Origin of the sequence: Streptomyces camponoticapitis (genome assembly GCF_014646115.1) — a bacterium.
GTDB lineage: Bacteria > Actinomycetota > Actinomycetes > Streptomycetales > Streptomycetaceae > Streptomyces > Streptomyces camponoticapitis.
The window spans coordinates 81,275-105,625 of sequence record NZ_BMMV01000010.1 but is presented as its reverse complement, the minus strand read 5'-3'; the positions used below and the strand labels follow the sequence as shown (position 1 = coordinate 105,625).

At 70.0% G+C, this 24,351-nt stretch carries 20 protein-coding genes and 1 pseudogene; 11 read left to right on the top strand and 10 right to left on the bottom strand.

The window, feature by feature from the left end; genetic code table 11:
• Positions 1-4: 4 nt before the first annotated feature.
• Both IEY79_RS17410 and IEY79_RS37395 read left to right on the top strand, forming a co-directional pair.
• The gene (locus IEY79_RS17410) at positions 5-568 is read left to right on the top strand and encodes a phage tail protein (RefSeq protein ID WP_189108408.1); all 564 of its coding nucleotides are present in this window, start codon (positions 5-7) and stop codon (positions 566-568) included.
• Positions 565-1,632 carry a discoidin domain-containing protein gene (locus IEY79_RS37395; RefSeq protein WP_229700947.1) on the top strand — a complete coding sequence of 356 codons (1,068 nt, stop codon included), beginning with the start codon at positions 565-567 and terminating at the stop codon, positions 1,630-1,632. The genes IEY79_RS17410 and IEY79_RS37395 overlap by 4 nt, the downstream gene beginning before the upstream one ends.
• A gap of 37 nt (positions 1,633-1,669) precedes the next feature.
• Here IEY79_RS37395 and IEY79_RS17400 read toward each other — a convergent pair whose 3' ends face one another.
• Together IEY79_RS17400 and IEY79_RS17395 are read right to left on the bottom strand one after the other, a co-directional pair.
• Positions 1,670-3,280, bottom strand: coding sequence for a serine/threonine-protein kinase (locus IEY79_RS17400; RefSeq protein WP_229700931.1), 1,611 nt, complete (start codon positions 3,278-3,280; stop codon positions 1,670-1,672).
• Between the two features lie 150 nt (positions 3,281-3,430).
• A complete protein-coding gene (locus tag IEY79_RS17395) occupies positions 3,431-4,405 on the bottom strand; it encodes a helix-turn-helix transcriptional regulator (RefSeq protein WP_189108407.1) in 975 nt (324 codons plus the stop codon).
• A 137-nt stretch (positions 4,406-4,542) separates the two neighbouring features.
• Here IEY79_RS17395 and IEY79_RS17390 point away from each other — a divergent pair, with 137 nt between their 5' ends.
• Positions 4,543-4,938: a RidA family protein gene (locus IEY79_RS17390; protein ID WP_189108542.1), complete on the top strand. Its 396-nt coding sequence runs from the start codon at positions 4,543-4,545 to the stop codon at positions 4,936-4,938.
• Between the two features lie 74 nt (positions 4,939-5,012).
• Here the strand turns inward: IEY79_RS17390 and IEY79_RS17385 are convergent, their stop codons facing one another.
• The 4 genes from IEY79_RS17385 to IEY79_RS17370 are packed head-to-tail and all read right to left on the bottom strand — an operon-like array spanning position 5,013 to position 11,013.
• A complete protein-coding gene (locus tag IEY79_RS17385; RefSeq protein ID WP_189108406.1) occupies positions 5,013-5,780 on the bottom strand; it encodes a choice-of-anchor Q domain-containing protein in 768 nt (255 codons plus the stop codon).
• The gene (locus IEY79_RS17380) at positions 5,777-9,508 is read right to left on the bottom strand and encodes a CHAT domain-containing protein (protein WP_229700941.1); all 3,732 of its coding nucleotides are present in this window, start codon (positions 9,506-9,508) and stop codon (positions 5,777-5,779) included. The genes IEY79_RS17385 and IEY79_RS17380 overlap by 4 nt, the downstream gene beginning before the upstream one ends.
• A 45-nt stretch (positions 9,509-9,553) precedes the next feature.
• On the bottom strand, positions 9,554-10,558 hold the full coding sequence (locus IEY79_RS17375) for a hypothetical protein (protein ID WP_189108404.1): 1,005 nt from the start codon (positions 10,556-10,558) through the stop codon (positions 9,554-9,556).
• Positions 10,555-11,013 carry a hypothetical protein gene (locus tag IEY79_RS17370; RefSeq protein WP_189108403.1) on the bottom strand — a complete coding sequence of 153 codons (459 nt, stop codon included), beginning with the start codon at positions 11,011-11,013 and terminating at the stop codon, positions 10,555-10,557. The genes IEY79_RS17375 and IEY79_RS17370 overlap by 4 nt, the downstream gene beginning before the upstream one ends.
• Between IEY79_RS17370 and IEY79_RS38405 the strand changes: the two are divergent.
• The 4 genes and pseudogenes from IEY79_RS38405 to IEY79_RS17355 form a co-directional block, all read left to right on the top strand.
• Positions 10,966-11,547 (top strand): annotated as a pseudogene (locus IEY79_RS38405) (SDR family NAD(P)-dependent oxidoreductase); the annotation flags it as partial. The gene IEY79_RS17370 and the pseudogene IEY79_RS38405 sit on opposite strands and share 48 nt — an antisense overlap.
• 130 nt (positions 11,548-11,677) lie before the next feature.
• Entirely contained in the window at positions 11,678-12,016 is a 339-nt protein-coding gene (locus IEY79_RS38400; RefSeq protein ID WP_373292571.1) for an SDR family oxidoreductase, read from the top strand.
• 139 nt (positions 12,017-12,155) lie between these two features.
• Positions 12,156-12,905: an Atu4866 domain-containing protein gene (locus tag IEY79_RS17360; RefSeq protein ID WP_189108402.1), complete on the top strand. Its 750-nt coding sequence runs from the start codon at positions 12,156-12,158 to the stop codon at positions 12,903-12,905.
• 56 nt (positions 12,906-12,961) lie between these two features.
• On the top strand, positions 12,962-14,353 hold the full coding sequence (locus tag IEY79_RS17355; RefSeq protein WP_189108401.1) for an amidohydrolase family protein: 1,392 nt from the start codon (positions 12,962-12,964) through the stop codon (positions 14,351-14,353).
• On the opposite strand, the gene IEY79_RS17350 is transcribed toward IEY79_RS17355, so the two are convergent.
• From IEY79_RS17350 to IEY79_RS17340, 3 genes are all read right to left on the bottom strand, one after another.
• The gene (locus IEY79_RS17350) at positions 14,318-14,887 is read right to left on the bottom strand and encodes a P-loop NTPase family protein (RefSeq protein ID WP_189108400.1); all 570 of its coding nucleotides are present in this window, start codon (positions 14,885-14,887) and stop codon (positions 14,318-14,320) included. The two genes, IEY79_RS17355 and IEY79_RS17350, sit on opposite strands and share 36 nt — an antisense overlap.
• A gap of 37 nt (positions 14,888-14,924) precedes the next feature.
• Complete coding sequence (locus IEY79_RS17345) at positions 14,925-15,368, bottom strand: VOC family protein (protein ID WP_189108399.1); 444 nt, start codon at positions 15,366-15,368, stop codon at positions 14,925-14,927.
• A gap of 913 nt (positions 15,369-16,281) precedes the next feature.
• A complete protein-coding gene (locus IEY79_RS17340) occupies positions 16,282-18,090 on the bottom strand; it encodes a helix-turn-helix domain-containing protein (RefSeq protein WP_189108398.1) in 1,809 nt (602 codons plus the stop codon).
• A gap of 359 nt (positions 18,091-18,449) precedes the next feature.
• Here IEY79_RS17340 and IEY79_RS17335 point away from each other — a divergent pair, with 359 nt between their 5' ends.
• Both IEY79_RS17335 and IEY79_RS17330 read left to right on the top strand, forming a co-directional pair.
• Complete coding sequence (locus IEY79_RS17335; protein WP_229700930.1) at positions 18,450-19,832, top strand: MFS transporter; 1,383 nt, start codon at positions 18,450-18,452, stop codon at positions 19,830-19,832.
• 97 nt (positions 19,833-19,929) lie between these two features.
• Positions 19,930-21,603: a tannase/feruloyl esterase family alpha/beta hydrolase gene (locus tag IEY79_RS17330; protein WP_229700929.1), complete on the top strand. Its 1,674-nt coding sequence runs from the start codon at positions 19,930-19,932 to the stop codon at positions 21,601-21,603.
• A 51-nt stretch (positions 21,604-21,654) separates the two neighbouring features.
• Here the strand turns inward: IEY79_RS17330 and IEY79_RS17325 are convergent, their stop codons facing one another.
• Positions 21,655-22,284: a ScbR family autoregulator-binding transcription factor gene (locus tag IEY79_RS17325; RefSeq protein WP_189108397.1), complete on the bottom strand. Its 630-nt coding sequence runs from the start codon at positions 22,282-22,284 to the stop codon at positions 21,655-21,657.
• Between the two features lie 123 nt (positions 22,285-22,407).
• On the opposite strand from IEY79_RS17325, the gene IEY79_RS17320 reads away from it, so the two are divergent.
• Positions 22,408-23,310: a ScbA/BarX family gamma-butyrolactone biosynthesis protein gene (locus IEY79_RS17320; RefSeq protein WP_229700928.1), complete on the top strand. Its 903-nt coding sequence runs from the start codon at positions 22,408-22,410 to the stop codon at positions 23,308-23,310.
• 225 nt (positions 23,311-23,535) lie between these two features.
• Positions 23,536-24,228 carry an HAD family hydrolase gene (locus tag IEY79_RS17315; protein WP_189108395.1) on the top strand — a complete coding sequence of 231 codons (693 nt, stop codon included), beginning with the start codon at positions 23,536-23,538 and terminating at the stop codon, positions 24,226-24,228.
• The last annotated feature ends 123 nt before the right edge of the window (positions 24,229-24,351 follow it).

The window sequence follows — 24,351 nt, the reverse complement described above, 5'->3', positions numbered from 1 at the left end:
CCCGATGCGTGCCGACGTTCCCGGCCTGCCGACGCCGCACCCCCTGATCGAGCAACTGCCCGCCGTCTATCTGGAACAGGACTTCCTGCGGCGCTTTCTCGCGGCGCTGGACGATGTGCTAGCCCCAGTGCTGCTGACGATCGACAACCTGCCCGCGTATCTGGACCACCGCAGCGCCCCCGACGACTTTCTGGCCTGGCTGGCGGGGTGGGTGGCGGTGGAGCCCCACGAGGACAGCCCCGACGCCCAACGGCGGGCCGAGGTGCGGGGAGCCGTGGCCAGACATGCGCGGCGCGGGACGGTCGGCGGGCTGGCGGAGGCACTCCGGCTGGAGACCGGCGGCACGGAGCCGGAGATCGTCGAGAGCGGCGGCGCCATCTGGTCGACAACTCCCGACACCGCGCTGCCGGGTGACGCCGTCCCCTGGGTGACGATCCGGCTCAGGGCGGGCGAGGGTCAACGGCTCGACCGGGTGCGCCTGGAGGAACTGATCGCGACGGAGATCCCCGCGCATGTGGGGTTCACGCTCGAACTACTGCCGACGAGTGGCGGAGGTGGTGCGGAGTGATCTGCGAGAGTTGCGGCCACCGGAACGCGCCGGGGCGGGAGTTCTGCGCTTCCTGCGAGGCGTTCCTGGCGTGGGAGCCGGAAGAGGGAACGTCGCCGCCACCACCGGAGCCCGCGGCCCCGGACCCGCCCGCGCCGACCCCGCCCACTCCCGCGACCCCCACGCCCGCGCAACCGGACGCCCCTCCCCCGCAACCGCCCCCGCCCACCGCCGCGCCGCGACGCCCCGGCGAGAACGCGGACCAAGCCGCGCCGGGCCCCGACGCATGGCCCGACTCGGGCGCTCCCGCGCCCGCCCCCGAGCCGACGACACCGCCGGCCACCAGCGGGACGCCGATCGTCTGCCCCCACTGCCGCACGGAGAACACCCCGGACCGCACGCTCTGCGTCCGCTGCGCCCTCCTCCTGGACCCGGGCCCGCCCCCCGCGATCCGCCCGCCGTGGTGGCGCCGGATCCTCAACCGCGGCCCACGGCAGTCCCCCGTCGCGGGCACCCGGCCGCGGCGAGGGTGGCGGAGGCCGCGGGTCGGGCTGCCGATCGTGCTGATCCTGCTGGCGGTTGGGATCTGGTTCGCGCTCCCCCACATGTCCGGACTGTTCGGCCTCGCGAAGGAGGAGACGGGAAAGCCCGAATCGGTGCCGCCGACGGAGTGCCGCGCGTCCAGTGCGCAGTCGGGCCATCCGGCCGCCGCCGCGGTCGACGGATTCAACAACCGCTACTGGGCGCCGAAGGAGACCGGGGACGGCATCGGTGAATTCCTTGAGTGCGACTTCGCCGAGCCGGTGCGGGTGATGAAGCTGCTGGTGTTCTCGGGCACATCGGCCCGCAAGGACGAATTCCTCACCCAGGCCCGCCCCGCCCGGATCACCGTGCGACTGACCTCCCAGGAAGGCGAGTTGACGACCCGCTCCATCCGCCTACGGGACCAGGCGGGCGAGCAGACCTTCGACCTGCGGGGCTCCGACACCGTACGGGCGAGACTCACGGTCGACTCGGCGTACGGCACGGGGAAGGACCGCCGGATCGCCCTGGCGGAGGCGGAGTTCTTCGGCCGCCGCCCGTAGCAGGGGCATGGTGTGCCGCACACGAAGGTCCCTCGTGTCAGGAGCCCGATCGCGCGAAGGACCTGTGTGCCTCGATGAAGTGGCGCTCGGCCGCCGCCGCCTGATCGGCGGGGGCGGAGACCCACAGGTCGTACATCTTGCCGCCCTCGTTCCAGCTCAGGTCGTACGTGCGGCGCGGGCCGCCGTCCTGGGCGCCGCCGTCCCAGGTGAACTCCCAGACTGCTGCGGGGAAGCCGTTGTGCGTGGTCTCGCGGACCGAGCCGTCCCGGTAGCCGGGGTAGTCCGACGGGCCGGCCTCGTGTGCCTGCCGCATGACCTCTGCGGGGCCGTTCGGATCCAGGGGCTGGGGATGGACGCCGATGCGGAAGGCGTTGTCCGCCGAGTTGTAGAAGACTCGGGGCGATTCGTCCGTGCGGATGAAGCCGGTGGGCGTCGCCATCGTGAAGCCCGTCGGGTCGGAGACCTTCCGGTAGCCCGCGGGGGCCGGGGCGTCGGCGGAGTCCGCGGACGGTGTGGGATCGGCCTTGCCCGTGCCGTCGCCGAGCGGTTTGGGAGCGTCGGAAGCGTTCTTGCCGGAGTTCTTCGGCTGGTCCGGGCTCGTGGAGGGCTTCCCGGTCGCCTCCGTCGTCGCGGAGTCGTCCCTCGTCATGACCCACGCGCCGGTGCCGCCCGCCGCGAGGACGACGGTCAGGGCGCCGACGAGAAGCGCCCTGCGGATCCGGGGGCCTCCGGCCTGCGCGGAAGTCCGTGCGGGAGCGGCGGCGGGCGGAACCGGTTCGTCGGAGGGTGCTGGGGCCATCGGTGTGTGGGGCACGGTCGGCATCCGCTCCTGCGTCAGAAAAGCGCGTAGAGCTTGCTCCACCTCGTCCGCGCCGAGCCGCCGCGCGGGATCTCGCTCAAGGAGACCGTTCAGGACGGGAAGCAGCGGACCGGCCGAGTCGGGCACCTTGACCTCGTCCATCACCACGGCATGCAGCACCCCCACCACCGAGTCGCGGCGGAACGGCGACTCGCCCTCGACGGCGGCGCAGAGGAGCACCCCGAGCGACCACAGGTCGGACTCCGGGCCTGTTCGCGTGCCCGACATCCGCTCCGGGGCGGTGTACTCCGGGGAGCCGACGAACGCGCCCGTCTCTGTCAGCGTCGTCTGCCCGTCGACCTGCGCGATCCCGAAGTCCGACAGCACCACGCGGCCCGTGGCCGCCTCCAGGAGCACGTTCGCGGGCTTGAGGTCGCGGTGCAGCACTCCGGCCGAGTGCGCGGCGCGCAGCGCGGCCAGCAGGGCGAGGCCGATACGGGCGGCCTCGGCGGGCGGTACCGGGCCGTCCAGGGCGATCCGGTCGGCGAGCGACTTGCCGTCGATCAGCTCCATCACGAGCCAGGGCTGCGCGTCGTGCTGGACGACGTCGTGGAGGACGAGGACGCCGGGGTGCTTCACCTGCGCGACCGAGCGTGCCTCGCGCATCGTGCGCTCGCGTCGGCTCTCCGCTTGCGCGTGCGAGAGCCGCTCGTCGACGTGCAACTCCTTCACGGCGACGGCCCGGCCGAGCAGTTCGTCGGTCGCCCGCCAGACCGTGCCCATACCGCCGCGTCCGAGCGGTGTGGTGATGCGGTAGCGCCCCGCTATGAGATCCCCGTGACTCGCCATGGTCGGCATCATACGAACTCCCCTTGTACAGAACCGCAGTTGGGCCTGTTCATGGCCGTGGTGCCGGAGGGCCGTGGCCGAGCGGTGAGGCGAGCGGACAGCGCACTGCGGGGGACGGCTCAGGGGGCCGTCCGCAGACGGTGGTGGCTCTCAGGCCGGCGCTCCGTAGTACGTGGCTGTCGCCGCGGCGCGGTCACGCAGGGAGGTGCGGAGCCACTGCGGGGCCAGGGCTTCCGCGTTCGTGGCGAGCTGCCAGAGCGCCCACTCGGCGTGTCGTGCGTCCTGGAAGGTCACCTCCAGCCGCAGCCGGCCGTCCGCGTCGGTCTCTTCGGAGCGGACGGCCAGCGCGGTGCCCACCAGTTCCTCCCGGCGCGCCGGGTTCACCCGTACCAGCACGGCGACTTGGTCGCCGCCGGTCCGGAACCGCGTGCCGCGTTCCTGCCAGGCTCGGTCCAGATCGACCCGGTCCGCCCGCTGTGCGGGTTCGGGGAGTTCCTCGGCCGCCGACACCCGGGACAGCCGGTAGGTGCGGTCCTCGCCGGACCTCGTCGCCAGCAAGTAGCCCTGGTCCCGTACGGTGACCAGGCCGATCGGGTCCACCGTGCGCCACTGTGGCAGCCGGCCCGTGGCCGCGTAGCGGATGCGCAGCTTGTGTCCGGCGAACACCGCGCGCCGGACCTCGGCCACCACGGCGTCGGGTACTTCCTCGGCGACCACGCGGCGCGAGAGAAGGTCGGTCTCCGGGTCGATGAGCAGTCGCTCGGCCACTCCGGCCGCGGTGTCCCGATGGCTTTCGGGCAGCGCGTCGACCACCTTGAGCATGGCGGAGGCGAGTGCCGAGCCGAGGCCGAACGCCTGCGCGCCGCGCCGTGATCCGGCGACCAGCAGGGCGAGTGCCTCGTCGTGGTTCAGTCCGGTGAGCTCCGTCTGGAAACCGGGCAACAACGCGAACCCGCCGTTCCTGCCGCGTTCGGCGTACACCGGAACGCCGACCGCCGACAGCGCGTCGATGTCGCGCAGCACGGTGCGGGTGGATACCTCCAACTCACGGGCCAGCGTGGCCGCGGACAGCCGACCCCGTTGGCGCAGCAGCAGTACCAGCGAGACCAACCGGTCGGCGCGCATACGAAAACGCTACCCCGAATACATGACGAAGGGTGTCGTGATTTGTGCGCGAGGCTCCTCGACACGACGTCAGAACGGACGGCTGCCGAGCCGGCGGACGTAACTGCGTCGTTGAAGCGAATGGAGCTGATGTGGCTGTGGAGCGAACGGCGGTCAACCCGGTGCCGTGGTCGGTGGAGTTGGGTTACCACCAGGGTGAGCTTGTCTCCGGGCAGACCCGGACCCTTTACATCTCGGGGCAGACCGCGATGAGCGACGACGGCAAGCCCCAGCACGACGGTGACATGGCGGCGCAGTTGGCGCTGAGCCTCGACAACCTGGAGGCGGTACTCGGCGGGGCCGGCATGTCGCTCGCGAGTCTCGTCCGGCTCAACGTCTACACCACCGACGTCGATCTGCTGTTCCAGCACTACGGCGGGCTGGCGGCGCGGTTGGGCACCGCCGGAGTGGCGCCCACCACCACGATGCTCGGCGTGACACGGCTGGCCATTCCCACCCTGATGGTCGAGCTCGAAGGGACGGCCGTCGCGTAGCGCGACCTCCCGGCATCCGCTGCTCGTGCCGGTCGAACCGGCGCGAGCAGCGGGCAAGGGGTGAGGTCGAAGGGTCAGAACTCGTAGGCGCCTACGTCGAACGGCGCGGACCGCTGTTTGCGGTCGGCGTCGACGGTGGGGGCGTTCCTGTCGGTCCCGCCGTTGATCGCCGGGGATCCCGGCTTCAGGTGGAGATCGCCACCGGGGTGGTCGGCGAAGTACCTGGCGTAGTCCGTCCCCACGGTGATGTTGTTGGAGTGCTGGGTGTTGACCGCGGCGCCGGTGTTGAAGGTGCGTGCCAGGTTGTTGCGGATGATGTCACCGCTCGACGGCGTTCCGTCCTTCTGATTGGTGAGCCGGATCTCGCTGGCCGTGGCCGGGTCGCGCGGGACGACGGTGTTGTTGACGATCCTGCTGTCGTTCATGCCGTACAGGCCCATCGCGAGGCCGACTTCCACCTGGACGACGTTGTTCTCGATGGTCCAGTTCCGGTAAGGGCCGTCGAAGGCGCCGATGCCCTGGATCGTGTACTTGCCGTTGTACTGGAAGGGGATCTTGCCGTAACGGGTGCCCTTGCGGCTGGTGAAGACGTTCCCGCGCAGGACGACGTCGTTGACCGGGGTGAAGCTGCCGTCGCCGCGGAAGCTCTGGAACATGTCACGGTGCGGCGGGTCGTTCTCCGTGCCCGCCGGTACGACCGCGTAGCTGTTGACCGCCGAGTTGTACTCCAGCAGGCAGCCGCTGACCTTGCAGCGGTGGGCGTCCTCCCAGAAGTGGTCGACGCTGTTCCCCCGGACGACGGCCCCGGCGGAAGTCCGTGTCCTGACCGGGCGCGGATTCAAGCCCCCACGTGCACGTACGAGGCCCACCGGCCGGGTGCGTGGGGCATCCGCGCACGCAAGGCGCGGACCGAGTGGTGGAGGGCTTCAGCAGCCGGCGTCGGCTCCGGGCCGACGGCGCTGTCCATGCGGGTGTAGAAGTCCTCGGCCGCCTGTACCGCCACCCCGTCCTCGACGCTCCACAAGGTGGCGACCACCTGCCGGTAGCCGGTGAACTGAAGGGCGTGGGCGAGTGTGATCGCCTCATCAGGGATGACGGCCCCTCCCATGGCGGTCTCGCACGCGGACAGATAGACGAGTTCCCGAGGCTCCTCGGGCCGGACCGCGCTGAGCTCGGCCACCGTCAGCAGGCCGTCGTGCAGATGGAGTCCGGCGCGGGACGGAGCCGTGAGGTTCTGGCTGCCGTGGCAGGCGATGTGTGCCCAGGCGTGCCGGCCGAGCGCGGCGCGAACGGCCTCGCGGGTGGCGCTCGGTCCGTCGAGCAGCGTGTGGAGCCCGCCGGGGAAGAGGCGTGTCACAGCCTCGGCTTCACGGCGTACGCCATGAAGGACGGGCAGCCTGGGCGCCTCGGCGACCGCGACGGCGAGCAGTCGGTTTCCACCCGCGCCACGGTCCCCGCGCCGGCCGCCGGCCCGAGTGGACGCCTGGGCCAGGCTGCGCAGCGTCGGAGTGTACGAGCTGACGACGCGGTCCAGGACGCTGTCGCCGGGCCGGGGCCCGTCCGAGTCCGGATCGGCGGGACGGCCCGCCGCGTGGAGGGGCAGCAGGGTGAGCGGGCCGGTGGGACACCACCACAGCCGGGTCCAGGGACCGTGTGACGGTACCGGTGAGATGAGGTGCAGCGCGTCCAGCACGGGAGCGGCGACGGCTTCCCACAGCCACTCCAGTATGTCCAGGAGGGTCTGTTCACGGACCAGGCGTGCGGCCATGCCGACGGCGCCGACACCACTGTCGGCCTCGTCGAGCACGGTGAGGAACCGGTTCGCGCGCGCGTGCGCCTCACTGGCGGTCAGCCTGGGCAGCGGCACCACGCGCACCGCGTCGCCCATCACGATCAGGGCATCGCAGCGCAGAACGCTGACGTTGACCAGGACCACCGGTCCGGGCAGCGCCGACCGCAGTTCGCGCAGACCGGGCCGGCGCAGGAAGTTCCCGAAGCCGGGCAGGCCCCGTACCTCTTGGACCAGATCTGTCCACTCACCGGCCGGAGCCGTACGGCGCTCCGCGGCGTCGTGGTGGTCGAGCCAGACGGGGGGCGACGCGCCGGCCGGTGGAGACGAACCTGCCCTGGTGCCGCGGGTGAAGGGGCCCACCGGCGGCAGGACGGCGGCTCCCGTACCGCCGGTCGCGTCCAGCACGGAGCGGACCTGGTCCAGGCGGGCCGCCAGCGCGGGCGCGGCGGCACGCAGGGCGTCGAGTTCGGTGTTCTGTTCGAGCAGCTGCGACCACAGTACGGACCGTCCGCGTTCGAGGAGTTCGACGGCCTCTTCCGGCCGGCCCGCGGCGATCGCGGCCGCGGCGGCGTCCTGGGCGAGTCCGGCGCAGTCGGCGAGAAGCCGTTCGCGTTCCGCGCGGTCCAGGCCGCGCCAGACGAGCAGCGGCAGCAGGTCCACGGCCGTGGCCATGCCTTCCATGGCCTGCGGGAAGTCGTCGAGGTCTATCGCCAGCCCGCCCCACGCGGTGGCCCACGCGATGCGTTCGCCCGCCGCGGCGCCGGGTAGTTGGGCCGCGCGCCGCCAGCTCGCGATGGCCTCGGCCGCGCTGCCCCGATCGCCGGTGCGCCGGTGGCGCGCGCTCAACAGCTCCGCCAGTGAGGACAGATGACGGCCGTGCGTGGGGCTGCCGACCGGGCCGGCACGCACCGCGTCCCGCAGGAGAGACTCCGCCTCCCGTGCGTCGCGGGCATCTCCCCTCTGCTGGTACCGCCAGCGCAGCGCCGTACCCAGATTGCCCGTGCACACCGACCGCTCGGCCACCCCCACCGTCGCGTCCAGGGCCGCACGGTGGGCCGCGATGGCGTCCACCAGATCGGCCGGATCCGCCGCCTCGCCCTGAAGCACCTCTCCCCTGGGTCGTTCCGGTCCGCCGCCGTCGCCGTGTACGAGCGCCCAGAGCCAGCGGGTGAGGAGGGTGTTGCCCAGGTTCTGCTGGCATGTCGCATACAGCGGATGATCTCGCGGGGTGGCGTGTGCGGCCCTCCGACCGGCGTGGACGGCCGCGTCCAGGTCGGCGGGGTCGCCGTGGGTGGTGAACCGCTCCTGATGGGCGATGCCAAGGTTGTTCAAGTACATGCCCTGGTAGGAGTGGCCCAGGGTGGTCTCCTTCACGGCCTCGGCGGCGGCGGCGACCGCCGTGTCGAGGTCGACGGGGTCGCCGGCGAGCCGGTTGCGCAGCAGGGTCAGACCGCTCAACTGCTCCAGAAGCAGTGCGCGTCCGACATCCTCGGGAGTCACGGCGCGCAGCCCCTGACGGACAGCCGCGATCGCCTCGTCGAGGTCCACGGCATCGCCCTCGCGCTCGAACCGCAGTCGCAGAGCACGGGCGAGGCTTCTGAGATGCATCACACGCGACAAGTGCCGGGAGGGACAGCGCCGGAGCGCCTTGCGGGCGGCGTCGATCGCCTCGTTCAAGTCCCGGGTGTCGCCTGTCAGCTCATAACAGCGCTGGAGCACGTTGGCCAGCTGGCCCAGGCCGGTCGCGTGGTCGACGCCGCGTGGCGGCGAGACACGCAGGGCGCGTCGGGTGGCGGCGAGGGACTCGTCGAGATCACGGAGACCGCCGGATCGTTCGTGCCGGAAGCACAACGCCGTGGCCATGTTGAGCAGCACGGCTCCGGCGGCGTCCGGCAGCGGAGGCTCGGCCCCGTCGGTGTCGGCATCGTCCGGATCCGTGATCGGGGCGGGTAAGCACAGGCCCATGGCCGAGAGTGCGGCTCGCCCCGCCGCGATGGATTCGTCAAGGGTGCGCGGATCGCTCTGGTAGGCGTACTGCGCGACCAGCGCACCGATGAGCGTGCTCGAGCACGTGGCGCGCGGAGATCCGTCGGCGGCGGCCTCCGCTCCGTCGCGCGCGTGAACCACGGCCATGTCCAAGTCGGCCCGGTTCCCCGTACGCTCGTACCGATTGCGCAGCGCCACCGCCAGGTTGTTGCGGGCCATCGCGTACGACCCGTGCTCGGGGTCCACCGCTCCGACGGCCTCCCGGCCCGCCCTGATCGATTCGTCCAGGTCGGCCGGAGCCCCGGTGAGGAGATGTCGTTCGCCGAGAAGGCCGCACAGGTCGGCCAGTGCTGCGGCGCGTTCCGGCCTTGTGGTGTCAGGGTGTCCCGCGGCGGCCCGTGCCGCGTCGATCGCACCGTCCAGTTCGCGTGCGTCACCGGTGAGCCGGAGGCGGACCCGCCGTACCTCGGCCGCGAGGGCGAGGATCTGCGCGACCGAGGGCAGGCCGGGATGGGCGCCCGCCCGTTCGCGCAGCCGCACCGCCAGTCCCGCTTCGTCCAGCGCACGGTCGAGATCGGCCCGCGCCGAGCCGCCCTCCAAATCGGCACGGAGCAGGAACAGGACAGAGGCGAGGTAGGAGGCGACCGCCCGCTGTCCCGGGTCCTCCGCCGACAGAGCCGCGCGAAGCGCGTTCACCAGCGTCAGGGCCCGCTCCACCGCGGGCAGCTCCCGTCGTACCCTGGCCTGCTCGTAGGCGGCCAACGCCTCGACGGCGAGGTCGTCCAGCCCCATCTCCTCCACGCCCCCCGAAGATCGCCCTGCCCCGGTTCCCGTGCGTCACCGCGTGTCTCCACGTCCTGCTCCATCGGGCGGTTGCCCTCGGCACGGACCGCGGCAGCAGCGTTCCTGCGCGGGCTCCGGGTGCTCGTAACCCGCCTCCAGCGCTCTGCCCTGCCGCCAGAAGGCCGACAGGTCGGTGTTCATCCGGCGCTCCTGCTCCGGGTCGTCGGGCAGTGGAAGGTGCAGCGCCGGATACAGATCGAAACGGTGCAGGTCGAAGCAGACACGCACGGCCTGCCCATAGGCCGGCGCGGCGTGCACGGCGGCGTGGTAGGCGAGAGCCGACAGCAGCAGCGGCGCCAGCGCGAGCAGCAGCCACCAGCCGGTGCGGGCCAGCAGGACGGCGCTGACCGCGGCGCACAGAGCCGAGACAACGCTGACGCGGCATGCGGCGTCGAGTGCGTCGCGCCGGTCCTCGACGGTCTCCTTGGCCACGCCGCCGAGGACCGCGTGCAGGCGCGGCCACGCGGTCGGCCCGTCCCACCCGTACGGGGCGCCGCATCGGTCCTCGGCGGCGGCGAGCGCGTTGCCGAGCCGGGTGGGGCGCAGCAGGTGCGGCTGCCGCGGGAAGCGGGCGCGCAGCGCGCTGTCGGCCAGCCCCGCCACGTGGACGGCTGCCGGGGCGGGAGGTTGGTCGCCGGGCAGTTCCGCGGCGCGTATCAGCCGCTGCCGACGACGCTCCTGACCACGTACGCCCCGCCGCGTCAGCGCGCCGCACCAGGAGGGCCAGTAGCCCTCAAGCAGCCTGACGAGCGGCAGTTGGAGCGGGTGGAGCGCCAATGCCACCACGAGCGTCGCGAACACCAGCAGCACGGCCCCGCCCGCGCCCAGTGTGCCGACACGCCGCCAGGCGGCATCCCAGTCCAGGGCGGCCCCCGGCGCCCCCGCCCAGACAAGCAGCAGCACGAAGAGAAAGCAGGCGCACACCGGCACGTAACCGATCACGAAGAACCGGCCGCCCAGCGCACCGGTGGGCGGCCCACCGATCGCGGAAAGGCTCACCGCGCGATCACCATCGCGCCGTGGCCGGCCACCGGGCACACGGGGGGCGCCTCGTCGGCGGCGATCCGGTAGGTGGCCCGTCCACACTGCCCGCACCGGTAGCAGTACGCGGTGAAGCTCGTGGGGCTGCCAGGGAGTGTGGCGTGGTCCCCAAGGCCCAGTCCGCCACGCCGTGGAGGGTCTCCGTCGCGCGGGTCCGCACCGAGCACCTGCTGCTCGAAGCGGACCCGCGCGGTCGAGCCGACGGGCCGCCCGTCGGGGACGAGGAGCACCCTGTCCAGCACGGGGTCGGTGGCGAAGACGTATCGCAGCGTCTCGATCAGTTCCAGCAGCCCTGTGCCGGAGGCGAACTCCAACTGGGCCTGCCCGCTCCTGCCGGCTCCGGCCGCGGCCGGCGATCCCCTGTCATGCACCAGCGCCTCGTACCCGCGCGGCGCCTCCGGATCCGTCTCCACTTCGGCATCCCTCCCCCGGGCAGGGCCATGGAGGTCCCCTCGACAACTCTCCGGCTGTGCGAGTGGGAAACGAGCGTACGAACCCGCGAGTTCCGCAACGCCCACAGCGTGTCAGGTTCCGCTCCACGACCCGGCCACAGGGCATGGTCCGATCCGCTCTCCTCGCGCCGCGCCCCGACCCGGACGGCTTCGTTGGGCGCGCGCCTCGACGAGGAGCCGTGCAGCCTAGGAGTTTTTCTCCCAGGAAACTCCCTGCCTTCCTGCTTCCGACGTCCACGGGCAGAGTCGAATTCACCGGGACTGAGAGCCGGCGAACACCGACTGGAAACGCGGAAGAGAGGCATTGTCATGGCTACTTGGTTCATCACCGGCGCATCTCGGGGCCTCGGCGCGGAAATTGCGCGTGCCGCGTGCGCCGACGGCAACGACGTCGTGATCGCGGTCCGCGATCCGGCACGGATTCCACAGGACTTCAGGGATTGCGACCGGTTTCTCGCCGTCGCCCTGGACGTGACCGACACCGCGAGCATTCCCGCGGCCGTCTATGCCGCTGTCGGCCGCTTCGGCGGGATCGACGTACTGGTCAACAGCGGCGTCATGAACGCCATCCCCGCGTTCCTTCCCCACCCTCACCTCGGCCGCCGCCCAGGGCCGGCCCTCCGACCTGATCAACACCTCGTCGATCGCCGCCACCCGCATCCTGGAGAAGTTCTCGATCTACTCCGGTACCAAGGCCTGCATCAGCCACCTCACGCGGCTTCCGCGCGTCGAACTCGGCCCGGAGATGGTCCGCGTGGCCACGATCGAACCCGGCATGGTCGAGACCGAACCTCCGGACCACGTCGAAGACCCGGACGCCAGTGCGCTGATGGCGGGACTGGTCCACGACATCGACTGCCTGAAGTCCGAGGACATAGCAGAGACCGTCGCCTTCATGGCTGCCGTGCCACGCCACGTCAACCTCACCGAGATCACCATCATGCCGACCGCCCGGGCGATCTGATCCCGAACGCACCCGCTCTCGTAGAAGCGGTGGCATCCAGGCGGAGGGCTGAGCCCCGGCGCACACCGCGCGCGGCGAGCTCACCGAACAGAACTGCGGCCCGAGCGGCCAGTGGGCCGAATCCCATGGAAGGAGCACCATGAGCACCACCGACAACCCGCCCTGGAACGCCGAGACCCTCGGCGAGATCCTCTCGAACGAGGAGGGGCGCCCCGTCCTGTTCACCGACGCCCGCATCCTGACGACGGACCCGCTGATCGGGACCATGACCGGCGCCGACCTCCTGCTCGTCGGCTCCCTGATCGTGGGGGTCGGCCCCGGCATCGTCACCGCGGCTCAGGACGACAACGCCATCGTCGTCAACTGCACCGGCATGACCGTCGCCCCCGCCGTCGTGGACACCGTGGCGCTGGTCGGCGGGCGCCGCCGACGCACCGAGTACGTCGCGACGCTTACCCCGGGCAACACCACCGACTTCCTGGTGGTGCCCGACGAACTCGCCGCCGACGTGCCGGACGCGGTGGCCACACTCATGACCCGTCCGCGGCAGGTCCGCGCACTCGTCGTGGCGGGTCGGCCGGTCCTGTGGGCCGGCACCGACGTCCCCGGCCGGTCCACCGCCCCCGAGGTGGGCATCCCGGCCGCCGAGGACCTGACCGGCAGTCCGCGCGTCGGCGTCTGGATCGACAGGAACGACTTCCTGCACCAGGTACTCACCCCCGACGGCCGCTACGACGAGACGCGGGGCGGGCGCCCGCACGCCTACCAGGGCCGGTACTGGATCGACGGCGACCGCATCGACTACCTGGACGACCTCGGCTTCTGGGCCTACGGCGAGTTCCGGAGCGACGAACTGCACCACGCGGGCTACGTCATGAAGCTCGGCTGACCTCTCCTCCCCCGGCGCCCCGGCCTCCCCGCCGTACAGAAAGAAGAAGACCACTCATGAACGCCAACGACACCACCAGCGCCGCCGTGCTCGAAGAGCTCCGCCGGCGGCCCGCCGACCGGCGGCGCGTCCTGTTCACCGGCGCGACCGTCGTCACCATGGACCCGGACCTCGGCGTCATCGACAACGGCGACCTCCTCGTCGAGGGCGACACGATCACCGCCGTCGGCCGCGACCTCGGAGCGGGCGACGCCGTGGTCGTCGACGCCACCGGCACGATCCTCACCCCCGGCTTCGTCGACACCCATCGGCACGCCTGGGAGGCCCAGCTGCGGCGGATCATGCCCGACGTCGACGACCTCGGCGGCTATGTCATGACCACCCTCGCCGGATACGCCACGGTCTACCGGCCCGAGGACATGTACATCGGCACCCGGCTGGCCGCCCTCACCGCGATCGACAGCGGCATCACGACCATGCTCGACTTCTCCCACAACTCCCGCACACGTGACCACTCGGACGCGGCGATCGAGGCCCTCCTCGACACCGGCATCCGAGGCGTCCACGCGTCCATGGGACCGCACTTCGGTACGTGGGACCGGCAGTGGCCCGGCGATCTGACCCGCGTCAAGGACCGGTACTTCAGCAGCGACGAACAACTGCTGACCCTGCGCCTGGCAACCCTCGCGACCGACGAGATCGCCGGACCGGCGCTCGCATACGGCCCTGAACTCGCCCTTCTCGCACAGGAATTGGGCATCGGAGTGAGCGTGGACGCCGTCTTCGGGACGGCCTCGTCCGAGGCAGTCATGCGGTGGGCCAAGCACGGGATCCTGAGCCCCGACGTCACGCTCATCCACTCCACCGGACTGACCTCCGAGGCATGGAAGGCGATGGGCGGGACCGGCACCACCGTGGCGCTCGCCCCCACGTCCGACGCCCAGATCGGCCTGGAGACCGCGATCCCCGCCGTCGACGAGGCCCTGTCCGTCGGCATCCGCCCCGGACTGAGCATCGACGTCGAAGTCGCCCTGGCCAGTGACATGTTCACCCAGATGCGAACCCTGCACGCCATCCAGCGGATGCTCGCGGTCAACGCCGCCTACGGCACCGACCAGCAGCCCTCCCGCCTCACCACCCACGACGTCCTCGACTTCGCCACCCTCCAGGGCGCCCACACCAACGGCCTGGCCCGCGTCACCGGTTCACTCACCCCGGGCAAGAAGGCCGACCTGTTGGTCATCCGGGCCGAGGACCTCAACAACATGCCCCTCAACGATCCGATCGGCACGGTCGTCCTGGGCTCCGACGCCCGCAACATCAGCGCCGTCCTCGTCAACGGCGAGCCCCGCAAATGGAACGGGACAGTACTCGACGTCGACCTGTCGACCCTGCGCAGCGAGGTCCACGCCTCACGGGAGTACGTCCTGAACACCCCGGCCGTCTGAGCATCCCCACTGCCGGGGCATCGCGGCCAGGCCTGACGCACGCATCACCTGGTCGACCGTCTCGTCCAGGGAGCTTCTCGCGGAGATCGTGGTCTCGATTCCGCCAGGCAGCAGATCCAGCGGTCGATACCACTCGCGGAGCTGCGCCTCGCCGACCTCCCGGGCGATCGGTTTGGTCGCGTGCCGTTCCAGGGTCTGCTGGAACGGCACGTCGAGGTAGAAGCAGTGGCTGCGCCGCGGGTAGTCGGCGACCAGCCCGGCAAGCATGTCACCGTAGTGGGCGACGTAGAGGATGCCCTCCAGCACCGTGTGGAAGCCGTGCTCCAAGGCGTACCGGACGGTGAGGTCGATCAAGCCGACGTTCGCGCCGCCGGGGATGTCCCGCTCCCGCAGGACGTTGCGACGCAAGATGTCCTGACCGACCACGGCAATGCCACGCCCGTAGCGCCTGCGCACCCCGGCGGCGACCGAGCTCTTGCCGGTGGCGCTGTTACCTCGCAGCACCACGAGCTGAGTCTGGGAAGTCGTCGTCACCCGGCCCACCGTACAGACCCGGGCCCGGAGCGCATTCTCAGCTCAGTTGCTCGGCCAGCCCGACGATGATGCCCTCCGGGCCGCGGAGGTAGCAGAGCAGATAGCTGTCCTCGAACCGGGCGATCTCGCCGACAAGTTCGGCGCCGTGCGGGCGCAGGCGGGCAACGGTGTCCTTGATGTCGTCGACGGCGAACATGACGCGGTGCGTGCCCAGAATGTTGTGCGGCCGGTTGCGCGGCGGCCCGGCGTCGATCACCGCGGGGCTGCGGTACTTCGCCAGTTCGAGCCGGCTGTGACCGTCCGGGGTCCGGACCATCGCGATGTCACAGCGGACGCCGTCGAGTCCGGTGCACTGGTCGGCGACAAGGCCCTCGACCTCCGCCTTGCCCTCCAGTTCCATGCCGAGTTCCACGAAGAACGCGATGGCGGCGTCCAGGTCCTCGACGACGATGCCGACATTGTCCATCCGCTGAATCGCCATGCTGGTTTCTCCTTCGTTCTCGTGCGGCCGGTGGTTGGCCGCTGCTGTGCCTGGGACGGAGCCGGTGGCACGTTTTCGACATCCTCAGACGACCGGACTCCGAAAAAATCTCCATCGCTCCTCGGCACCCGCTCCAGCAGACCGGCGAGCCGGGCGCCACCACCGGGGGTGAGACGATCAGCGGCGGCGTGCCGTCCCCGCTCGTCCCGGCGTGCGCGCTTGAGTATTGTGCTTCCCCGAGTGATTCACGGGGCCGGGTCACCCCTGGCGCTCCACAGCCGCCCGCTTACGGGACAAGCCCTAGACTCGACGGGCGGGCTTTGCGAAGGAGTTGCGCGGTGGGCGACAAATTGTTCTATCGGCCGAGAAACCCCCTATGGAGCACCGTCGGCGCGTACTTGGGCGGGCCGACGCCGAGCCGCAAGGATGACCCGGCGGTGGCTTTCGACCCCAATGGGGTGGAATATCACGAGCTGTACGGACATGGACCGACCACTCGGCTGAGGTGGACGGAAGTCCGTGCGGTCGCGGTCCTGCCCGGGCCGGTCGAGGGCCGTCAGGCCCTGTGTGTGTACCCGCTTCATGAGCTACCGGCACCCGATATCCCAGTCAGCGAGATGTGGAGCGGTACCGGGCCAGGCCTCGCGAACTATTTCAGGATGCTGTTCGGCACACCGATCTCGGTGCATTTGCATCACGTGCGAGGTCCGTCGCTGGGGAAACTCGCCAAACACCTGCCGGCGTGGACCGAGGGCCGGATACCTCTGACTTGGACACGCCCAGCCTGAAGACCGCCGGCTTCCTCCGCGCCGACGGTAGCTGTCCGGCCCCATGAAAGCGCCTGGGGACGACGAGCGTGAACCCAGAAAACCGGCACGGTCCCCGCCGTCGACCGCGCCGGCCGGGAGCAGGCTCAGCCGGTGGCGTCCGGGGCGGGCCCGTCGACCGCGGCCCTCAACTCGTGGAGACGTACCGCCAGGTGAAGGCGCAGCGCGGAGTCCGGGGAGCGCCAGTCGTCGCCGAGCAGGACCCCGATCCTGTCCAAGCGCTTGAGCAGCGTGTTCATGTGTACGTGCAGGGAGCGAGCCGTCCGGCTCAGGTGCCCGGAGTGGGCGAAGTAGGCGGCCGTCGTGGCCACGAGGTCGGTCGACCGTCGTTGGTCGTACTCGAGCAGCGTGCCGAGACAGTCGGTGAGGAACCGGTCGAGGTCGTGGGCGCGTTCGGGGTCGAAGACGAGGGAGTACATCCCGTACTGGTGTGTACTCGCCCCACGGTCGTTGTCTCCCAGTGAGCGCATCACCTTGATGCAGCGCTGCGTCAGGGTGAACGAGCGGGACCGCTCCTGCCCCGCGATCCGGTCGGCGACCACGAGCGTCGGCGCGCCGAGCGTACGGCGCAGTGTGTGGTGCAGTGCGCTCGCGACATCGTCCACGTCGTCGGCGCGCAGCAACATCGTCGCCTGGCCGAGATACTCGCCGGCCAGTCCGGACCACTCGGACGAGAGTGGCCTCAACTGCCGGACGATGTCGCTCGTGGGCCTTTCGGGGCAGTCGGCCACGACGAGGACGTCGAGGTGGTCGACGTCCACCCCCAGGGCGACAGCCCTCTCGCGCTGGGCGGGATGCAGTGGTCGGCGGGACAGCAGTTCCATGAGCAGCTCGCCCCGGACCCGCTTCTCTGCCTCGACGCGCGCATCGCGCATGAGGATGAGCAGGCCCATGATCTGGGCCGAGCGCTCAAGCATGCGGACGTCCGCCGGTTCCGGGGCGGCGTGGCCCGACAGGGACAGGAAGCCGAAGGGACTGCCGCCCGCCCCGACGGCCACCACGCTGAGGGCAGCACCGCCCTCATCCCGCGAGGAGGCGCACCGCCCGGTCCTTCGGGCCTCCTCGCGCAGGTCCCGGGCCAGGTCCTGGTCGGCGTGCTCGTCCCGCCCCCCTCGGACCGCGATGACCTTGTCGTCCCGGTCCTGGACGGTCACCGTGCCCCGCAAATGCTCGACCAGCAGCTGCGCGATGTCGCCGGGCCCTCCTCCGGTCAGCACCACATGGGTCAGGGCCTCATGCACCGCCGCGGCCCGTTCCATCGTGGCGACCTGGTCTTCGATCGTGCGATAGGCGTCCGTGAGCCGCCGCAGCGAGACACGGCTCTCCTCGTAGAGCCGCGCGTTGTTGAGGGCGACCGCGGCATGACCGGCGAAAGCGCTGAACAGCGCCACCTCGTCCGTCTCGAAGGGACGCTCGGTTCGGTCGGCGGCGAACAGGACACCGACCGCTTCCTCACCCACCAAGAGCGGTACACCCAGCAGCGCCATGAGTCCCTCGCTGGGCACGAGCAGATCGAACCTGGAGTCGTGGCGGAGGACTTGGGCCTCGTGGTAGTTGCTGACCCAGAAGGGGGCTCTGGACTCGATCACGCGCCCGCCCAGGCCTGCCCCGGGCGGCATCCGGGCCGACGAGAACTCCGGCGAGATCGTGCCCGCCGACGCTCTCAGTGTGAGATACCCGTCCTCGTCCAGAAGCGACAGATAAGCGAAGTCGCAGCCGATCAGCTCATGGGCGTGTCTGACGATCGAACGCAGAACCTCACCGACCTCGCCGAGCGCTGTCAGCGAACGAGCCGTGGTGTACAGGCTGCTGAGTTCGCGTTCGCGCCGCAGCCTGTACGAGGCCAGTTCCCCTTCGCCGACGGCATCGGCCGTACCCGAACCGGGTTGTCCCATCAATGCTCCCGCGCAGGACCGAGGTGGTGAATTCATACACCATGACATCGCCATGAGTGTATGTACTTTCCATCCTGCGGAGCCTGTAAGCCGCTCTAACCTCACCCCACGACAGATGGCTGTGAAGCGTCTCGCGGTCATCTGCCACTCGACAGGGGACGATTCGAGCGAGGAGCACCACAGGTGGAGTTCCATCCCATGGGCGGGACCACGATCGCCACAGGTGCCGAGGGTGGGGGCGGACCGTCGTACGCTCTCGCGCCCGCCTCTCGCGGGGCGCGCCGCACGACAGCCCCTACCGAGCCGGCCGACCACGCACGCGCTCACGTCCGGGCTTGATCTTCCCTGGAGGGACGAGTATGCCGATTCCCGCCGTCGGCGGCCCACACGCCGTCGCGACCCGGAAGGCGATGCTGCGGCTGCTGCCGATCCTGTGCCTCGCCTACTTCATGTCCTACGTCGACCGGACGAACATCGCGCTGGCGAAGACCCACCTGCAGGCGGACGTCGGCATCAGCGTGGCCGCCTTCGGCCTCGGTGCGGGCCTCTTCTTCGTCACGTACGCACTGCTCGAAGTCCCGAGCAACCTGGTCATGTACCGGGTGGGGCCGCGACGTTGGATCGCACGGATCGCTCTGACCTGGGGCGCGGTCACATCGCTCATGATGTTCATCGACGACGACGTCACCTTCTACATCGGGCGGATGGCGCTCGGTGCGGCCGAGGCCGGCCTCTACCCGGCGATGATGTACATGGTCACCCAGTGGTTCGCGCAGAAGGACCGGGTCACCGTGACCGGGTTCATCTACCTCGCGCCCTCGCTCGGCCTGCTCCTCGGAGGCCCGCTCGGCGGCGCGTTGATGGAGCTGGACGACCTGTACGGATTCCACGGCTGGCAGTGGATGTTCCTGATCGAGGGCCTGATCACCATGGTCGTCGGGCTGGTCGTCCTGGCTCTCCTCCCCGAGCGGCCGGCCGACGCGAAATGGCTGACCGCGGACGAGGCGGCGGCGCTGAGCGAGCAGGCCGCGCGAGGATCCGAGACACACGGCGGGCTCACCCTCAAGAACAACCTGGGGAAGGCGTTCGGCCGTCCGTTCATCCTGCTCATCGGGTTCATCTACTTCCTCAACCAGATCACCATGAACGGTGTGACCTTCAACGTGCCGTCGATCATCGAATCGCTGGACGTGAGCGGGGCGTTCCTGGTCGGACTGCTCAGCGGAGTAACCGGTATCGGAGGAACGATCGGCGTACTGCTGATACCGGCGGTCTTCCGCCGCGTCCCGCGCGAGTCCTTCACCATCGGTGTGCTGGCGGTGGCCCCCGCCGTGGTCGCCGCCGTCTTCCTGGCGGTCTCCTCGCCTGTCGCGCGCATCGCACTGATCGGTCTCATGTCCGTGCTCACCCTCGGCACGCTGCCGGTCTTCTGGTCGGTCGCCATGGCTCGGATGTCGGGAATCGTGGCGGCCGCCGGGCTGGCCTTCATCAACACGGTCGGCCTGACCGGCGGATTCGTCGGGCCGTACCTGTTCGGCCTCGCGGAATCCGATTCCGGCGATCCGGCATCCGGCTTCTACATCGTGATCGTCGTGTCCCTCATCGGCGGCGGACTCGCGGTGGCCTTGCGCCGGGCCCTGCGACAGGAGGACCGGAGGACCGCCGGTACCGCGACCACGACCGCGACTACGGCCCCGGCCCCGGCCCCGGCCATCGAAAAGGACTCGGAGGTACTGCCCTGAATGTCCCTGCCGGAGGAGGGACTTCAGACCATGTCCGGATCCCCACCGGCTGGCCGAACAGCGGACCAACGCCCGGGCGACCAGAAGGAGCACCGCCATGAGCTCGCGGACCAAAGGAAAGCCGAAGACGCGCGCGGGTGCCGTATTCGCCGCTGTCATCGCGCTGGTGGGCGCCCTGACGAATACACGTCCGGCCGTGGCCGGGGCTGCCTCCATGAGCACCGTTGTGACGTGCGAGGCGTTGGCGGGCACCAGAATCCCCGCCGCCGTGCTCTCCCTGCCCACCAACGGTGGCCTGGTGGAGTCCGCGTCGAGGGTGACGGAGACCATCGGCGGCCGGAGCGTCACCTACTGCCGGGTCGATGGGTCGCTCCTTCCGGTCGACCGCTCCGCACCGGTCATCGAGATACGCGTCGCTCTGCCCTTCGATTGGAACGGCAGGTCCATGATGTTCGGCGGTGGTGGCTACAACGGCACCATTCCTGACGTCAGGGCGAACGTCCCCTTCGGGCCTGCGGATCGTCCCTCTCCGCTGGAGCGCGGATATGCGACGTACGGGAGCGACTCCGGGCACCAGGCGGACCTCACCAGTCACCCCGTTCCGTCACTGGACGGCTCTTTCGCCATGAACGACGAGGCGCTCCGGAACTTCTCCGCCGGCGACGCGCTCAAGAAGACCCACGACGCGGCCCAGTTCCTGATCCGGCAGGGTTATCGGGCGAAGACCGAACGCACGTACTTCGCCGGCGGATCGACCGGCGGCCGCGAAGCACTGGCTGTGACACAGCGATGGCCCCAGGCCTTCGACGGCGTGATCTCGGCGTATCCGGCCTGGAACAATCTCGCCGCGGTGCTCTACCTGGGATACGCGACGCAATCACTGGCGAAGCCCGGCGCCTTCCCCGGCCCCGAGAAGCAGACCCTGCTCTACAACAGCGTCATTCAGGCCTGCGACGGTCTGGACGGGCTGATCGACAAGGTCATCTCTCACCCGAGATCCTGCCACTTCGACCCTCGCGAGCTGCGATGCCCCGGTGGCGGCGACTCGGGCCCGGCATGCCTCTCGGACCGCCAGATCGCCTCGATCGCGGCCGTCTCATCCCCATGGGCCTGGCCGTACAAGATCGCCAGCGGTGAGAAGGGGTACCCCGGATTTCCCTTCCTCTCCGGCGCCGACATGAGAACACCGCTTCTGGGGTTCGGGACGACCGCGCCTTCGAATCCGATGCCACTGACAAGCGGCTACGGAATGCAGTACTGGGACCAATGGGTCAAGTACTTCCTGACTCGCGACCCCAACCACACCCCGTTGACGGTCGACCCGAGGCAGCCAGGCCAGTGGCTCGCCCGGATCAGCCACCTCTCGGGCGTTCAGGACCTCAACAACGCGGACCTCCGTCCGTTCGCGCGATCCGGTGGCAAGCTACTGCTCATCCATGGCACGGCCGACGAACTGGTCTCGCATCGCTCGACGAACGACTACTACGAGCGAGTGGCCGACACGGTAGGGCCGCACGAGACCGGAGAGTTCATGCGGTACTACCTCGTGCCGGGTGCCAACCACGCGAACTTCGGCACGCCCGCGTTCGCCGCCAGTTGGGACTCGCTCACCGCGATCGAGCAGTGGGTGGAGCGGAATCGGGAACCAGCCGCCCCAGTCGTAACCGATGCGAGCAACGGCAGGACCCGGCCTCTGTGCCAATACCCCCTCTGGCCGAAATACCGCGCCGGAGATCCTGACAGTGCCAAAAGCTTTGTGTGCTCGCGCTGATGTGAGGGCGCGCCCGCGAATCCGCAAGGGGTCGTGTTTCCGGGACCGGGGTCACCCGTTCGAGAAGAGCAAAGCGCGGTCGAGAAGCGGGCTGGGCCGGGGGTGCGCCTGGAGTGCGGGAAGCAGGAGGAGCCAGAGGTCGTGCAGCCTCTCCTCGATGTGTGCCCGGCCGTCCAACGCGTCTGAGACGGTGTGCAGTCCGAAGAAGGCGTAGACGACGGCATTCCCCGCCTTGCGAGGGATCACGGACGGGGTGAGTACACCTTCGCGACGGGCCTCCTCCAGCAGGCTGACCACGGTCTCGATCCAGCCTTCGAACGGTGAGGGGAAGGACGCGCTGACGGACTTGCGTTCGGCCCAGAGCCGTGCGCCGCCTCGTACGACGACATCGTCCCGGAAGGCGCGGGCGACCGAGAAACTCAGCGCGACAAGCTTCTCCAGGGCCGGAAGGTCCGCCTCGCGGTGGCGTCTGACGAGTGCGGGCCACGTGTCGAACACTTCCTCCATCACCGCGAGGGCGAGATTCTCCTTGCACGCGTAATGGAAGTAGATCGCACCGCTCGTCCTGCCGGAAAGGGTGCTGATGTCGCTGATACTCGTGCCCGCGTAGCCCCGTTCCTCGAACAGTTGCGCAGCAGCTTCCAGAAGAGAACGCCGTGTTGCCTTTGCCCGTCCCTGCACATGCACCCCGATGCCGCGCCGTCCCGATACAGCACGGAAATCTAGCCCATGAAGCCGTCGCGATCGAAGAGACGGAGTGCGGATCCGAAGGAGATGAGTTCTTCTGGTCATATGGATAATTCGGTGGGTGTATTCACCGGCGCATCCCGGCTGAGCTGGTCACGGACCGTGCCCCGTGAACTGGTGCACCGCAGGTCGGCGGCAGAGGTGCTGCTCACCGACGTACGCCCCGGAAAGCGGAGAGGCGTATTCGACGCGGCGGCCTCCTGGCCGAGATCACATCCCACGTTTCCCCGGGACGGTGCGGACCTGCACAGTCCGCTGATCGTTGTCGAAACGCTGCGTCAGCTCGGGATCTATCTGCCGCTGCGCCATTACGCGGTGCCGCCCGAATCCCGTCTGCTGATCACCGATCTGTTCTTCCGGATCGATCCGGAAAGGGAACCCCGCGCCACCTCCAATTCCACGGACGTGACCTGCCGCGCGCAAGTGACCGACATACGCCGTGGGGAGGACGGCACTGTCACCGGACTGCGTACGGAGATCTCAGTCCGATCCGGTTCCGGGGTCTTCGCACGGGCCGGGGGCGGTGCGCGCTTCCTGAGCCCGGAGCAGTACGCCGCGATACGCGGTGCCGGAGCGGCCGCCCTTCCGCCCGCGCCGACCCGTCCCGGAAACCGGTCGGACATCGGTCGGCTCGGAGTGACCGACGCGCGCGATGTGATGATCGCGGTCGACGGCGGCGCCGTGCGGCTGCGGCCGGCCGATCCGCGGCACCCCTTCTTCTTCGACCACCCCTCGGACCATGTCCCTGGCATGGTCCTGCTGGAGGCGGCGCGACAGGCCGGCGCGCTCGCGAGCGACGGCCGGTGTGTGCGCCCTACCGCCGGTCGGCTGAAAGCCCTGAGGTTTGCCGAATTCGCGCCCGCCGCCCACGTGCTGGCTGTGCCGCACCACCGGACCTGCGGTTTCCGCGTCCGACAGGGGGGACGATATGTCGCTTTTGGCGCCATGGAGTACCGGTAAGCACATTTTCATACCAATGTGTCACTACTTGACTACTTTTCGCGATGCTTCATACCGTAGTGATCGTTATGTTCTTGGGTGGGTCCGGAGAAACCTTCCTCCCTCATGTCCGCCCACCGAGAACCGATCCGCCCCCGGATCCGGCGGCCTACGCGCCAACCGTGCCTGACGGCACATCGCTTGGCGTGCTGCCCTCCGCGGGCACTGCGGAACGGAACAACTCGCATGACCTCTGAACGAGTCCTCTCCTGGACCCCTTCGGCCATCGTGTTCGACTGCGACGGCACCCTCATGGACACCGAAAGACACTGGCAGGACGCGCGAGAACACGCGCTCGGCGAATTCGGCCTCACCCCGGCCCCGGGCTTCGCGGACCGGGCCAAGGGACTTCACTACACCCAGTGCGGCCGGCTCATGGCCGAGGAGGCCGGACGGCCCGGCCTCGTCAGGGAGATGACCGGCAGCCTGCTCCGGATCTTCCGCGACCTGGTCGCCGAGAACCCCGTGACCATGCCCGGAGCCCGTGAACTGGTGGCGTCCGCCGCCACGTTCGCCCCGCTGGCCGTGGCGAGCAACTGCCCGCGCGAGGTCGTCGAGTCCTGCCTGGACACGGCGGGCCTGCGAGACTACTTCGACCACATCGTGGTCCCCGACGCCGGGATCCGGCCCAAACCGCAGCCCGACGTCTACCTGGCCGCCGCACGCCACTGCGGGACGGACCCGGCCGACACACTCGCCGTGGAGGACTCCCTGTGCGGTGTCGAAGCCGCGTCGCGGGCCGGCATGCGGGTGCTCGGGGTAGGCCCCTGGCCCGGAGAGCCGACCACCACAATGGTCGACCTGTGGGTCACCTCGCTCGCCGAACCAGACCTCTCACGGTGGGCCGACACACGTATCCCCCGGCAAGCCGCGCGCTGAACCCCGGCCCCGAGAGCGACCGTCGGCGGGAAGTCGGCCCCTGCTGCTCGCAAGCGCCGCGTCAACCGATGTCCCCGTGCGGTTCGAGCAGGGCACATCGCCGCTTTCCGCACGGCCGAGGTC

Coding starts and splice junctions, on each gene's coding strand:
- IEY79_RS17410 (WP_189108408.1), top strand. CDS start 5: ATGCGTGCCGACGTTCCCGGCCTGCCGACGCCGCACCCCCTGATCGAG.
- IEY79_RS17400 (WP_229700931.1), bottom strand. CDS start 3,280: ATGGCGAGTCACGGGGATCTCATAGCGGGGCGCTACCGCATCACCACA.
- IEY79_RS17395 (WP_189108407.1), bottom strand. CDS start 4,405: ATGCGCGCCGACCGGTTGGTCTCGCTGGTACTGCTGCTGCGCCAACGG.
- IEY79_RS17380 (WP_229700941.1), bottom strand. CDS start 9,508: ATGGGGCTGGACGACCTCGCCGTCGAGGCGTTGGCCGCCTACGAGCAG.
- IEY79_RS17360 (WP_189108402.1), top strand. CDS start 12,156: ATGAGCACCACCGACAACCCGCCCTGGAACGCCGAGACCCTCGGCGAG.
- IEY79_RS17355 (WP_189108401.1), top strand. CDS start 12,962: ATGAACGCCAACGACACCACCAGCGCCGCCGTGCTCGAAGAGCTCCGC.
- IEY79_RS17345 (WP_189108399.1), bottom strand. CDS start 15,368: ATGGCGATTCAGCGGATGGACAATGTCGGCATCGTCGTCGAGGACCTG.
- IEY79_RS17340 (WP_189108398.1), bottom strand. CDS start 18,090: ATGGGACAACCCGGTTCGGGTACGGCCGATGCCGTCGGCGAAGGGGAA.
- IEY79_RS17335 (WP_229700930.1), top strand. CDS start 18,450: ATGCCGATTCCCGCCGTCGGCGGCCCACACGCCGTCGCGACCCGGAAG.
- IEY79_RS17330 (WP_229700929.1), top strand. CDS start 19,930: ATGAGCTCGCGGACCAAAGGAAAGCCGAAGACGCGCGCGGGTGCCGTA.
- IEY79_RS17315 (WP_189108395.1), top strand. CDS start 23,536: ATGACCTCTGAACGAGTCCTCTCCTGGACCCCTTCGGCCATCGTGTTC.